Source organism: Kribbella sp. NPDC026596 (assembly GCF_040638415.1).
Taxonomy (GTDB): domain Bacteria; phylum Actinomycetota; class Actinomycetes; order Propionibacteriales; family Kribbellaceae; genus Kribbella.
On the sequence record NZ_JBEZYF010000158.1, the window covers coordinates 1 to 1,676 of the forward strand.

Genomic DNA, 1,676 nt, shown 5'->3' on the forward strand with positions numbered 1-1,676 from the left:
AGTGGTCCGCACCGTAAGTTCGTCGGGGGTTACTTGGGCTGCCAGGCTGTGGGGTCGTTCAGGTAGAGGCCGCAGGCGCAGTCGAGTGCTTCTTCGGCGGTGCCGACCGGGTAGCCGCTGGGCAGGATGGAGTCTTGGTAGCCGTCCTTGCTGGCCAGGTAGATCGCGAATCCCCATTGGGTGGCGGAGCCGCCGTAGCGGAGCCGGCACAGCGGCAGCACGGTTCCGTCGGCGAGTTGTCCGTCGATGTAGGTGAAGGCGCCGTGGTGTCGGATGTTGACGCTTGCCAGGGCTGGCCAGCGTTCGCGGGCGCGGGCTCGTAGCCGTTGGCCGAGGGAGGTCTTGGTGGATTGCGGGGGTGTCGCCATGGCGTCCATGCTGCCGGATCGGCTGCCTTGGTCGGCGTGTCCGCGCGGGGTGAGGATCGTTGCGCCGTGATGATCGGCTCCTTCCCGGTTGTCGATCACGATTGGCTGTGCTCCCTTCATGCCCGCCCTGCGCGCCCGCCCCGTGTGGTTGACCGCCGCCGAACGCCAACGGCTGAAGAAGCTCGCTCGAGGTCACAAGAGCCCGTCCAGGGACAAGCTGCGCGCGCAGATCGTGCTGGGTGCGGCCCGGGGCTTGTCCAACGCACAGCTCGCCCGGCGGTGTGCGGTGACCGTGGACACGGTGCGCAAGTGGCGCGGCCGGTTCGCCGCCGATGGCCTGGACGGGCTGGCCGACCGCAAACGCAGCGGCCGGCCGCCGGCCTTCACCCCGATACAGGTGGCTGAGGTGAAGGCGCTGGCCTGCCAGCTGCCCGCCCAGACCGGCGCGCCGCTGTCAGTGTGGAGCTGCCCGGACCTGGCCCGGGAGGCAATCACCGCCGGCATCGCCGAGACGCTCTCGGCCTCGACGGTGCGCCGCTGGCTGGCCGCCGACACGATCAAACCCTGGCAGCACCGATCCTGGATCTTCATCCGCGACCCGGACTTCCGCGTCAAGGCCAACCTGGTCCTCGACCTCTATGCCGGTGTCTGGGAAGGCCGGCCGCTCGGCGACGACGAGTACGTCATCTCCTCCGATGAGAAGACCTCGATCCAGGCCCGCTGCCGCTGCCACCCCACCCTGCCGCCGGGGAAAGCACGCATGATGCGGGTCAACCACGACTACAAGCGTGGTGGGGCGCTGGCCTACCTTGCCGCCTACGACATACACCGGGCCCAGGTGTTCGGACGATGCGCGGCCTCGACCGGAATCGAGCCGTTCATGGCCCTGGCCGAACACGTCATGACCCGAGAACCGTACGCCTCGGCCAAACGCGTGTTCTGGATCGTCGACAACGGCTCGTCCCACCGCGGCCAGGCCTCGATCAACCGGCTCGCGGAACGCTTCCCCAACGCGGTCATGGTGCACACCCCAGTGCACGCCTCCTGGCTGAACCAGATCGAGATCTACTTCTCAGTCGTCCAGCGCAAGGTCGTCTCACCCAACGACTTCACCAACCTCGCACAAGTCGAACAACGACTCGCCGACTTCGAACTACGCTACAACGCCACCGCCCGACCGTTCCGATGGAAGTTCACCCCGACCGATCTCGACGACCTACTCCAACGAATCGACCAGCACCAGACCGCCACACCGGCCCTCGCACAAGCCGCATGAACAACCCCGACGAACTTACGGCGCGGACCACT

2 protein-coding genes are annotated in these 1,676 nt (G+C 67.4%); one reads left to right on the plus strand and one right to left on the minus strand.

What is annotated here, in order from left to right; all coding sequences use genetic code 11:
• Positions 1–29: 29 nt before the first annotated feature.
• Positions 30–467, minus strand: coding sequence for a hypothetical protein (locus AB0E63_RS46425; protein WP_360381327.1), 438 nt, complete (start codon positions 465–467; stop codon positions 30–32).
• A 19-nt stretch (positions 468–486) separates the two neighbouring features.
• Between AB0E63_RS46425 and AB0E63_RS46430 the strand changes: the two genes are divergently transcribed.
• On the plus strand, positions 487–1,644 hold the full coding sequence (locus tag AB0E63_RS46430; RefSeq protein ID WP_360381330.1) for an IS630 family transposase: 1,158 nt from the start codon (positions 487–489) through the stop codon (positions 1,642–1,644).
• The last annotated feature ends 32 nt before the right edge of the window (positions 1,645–1,676 follow it).

Bases quoted from the DNA above. Each gene is read 5' to 3' on its own strand.
- AB0E63_RS46430 (WP_360381330.1), top strand. From the start codon at position 487: ATGCCCGCCCTGCGCGCCCGCCCCGTGTGGTTGACCGCCGCCGAACGC.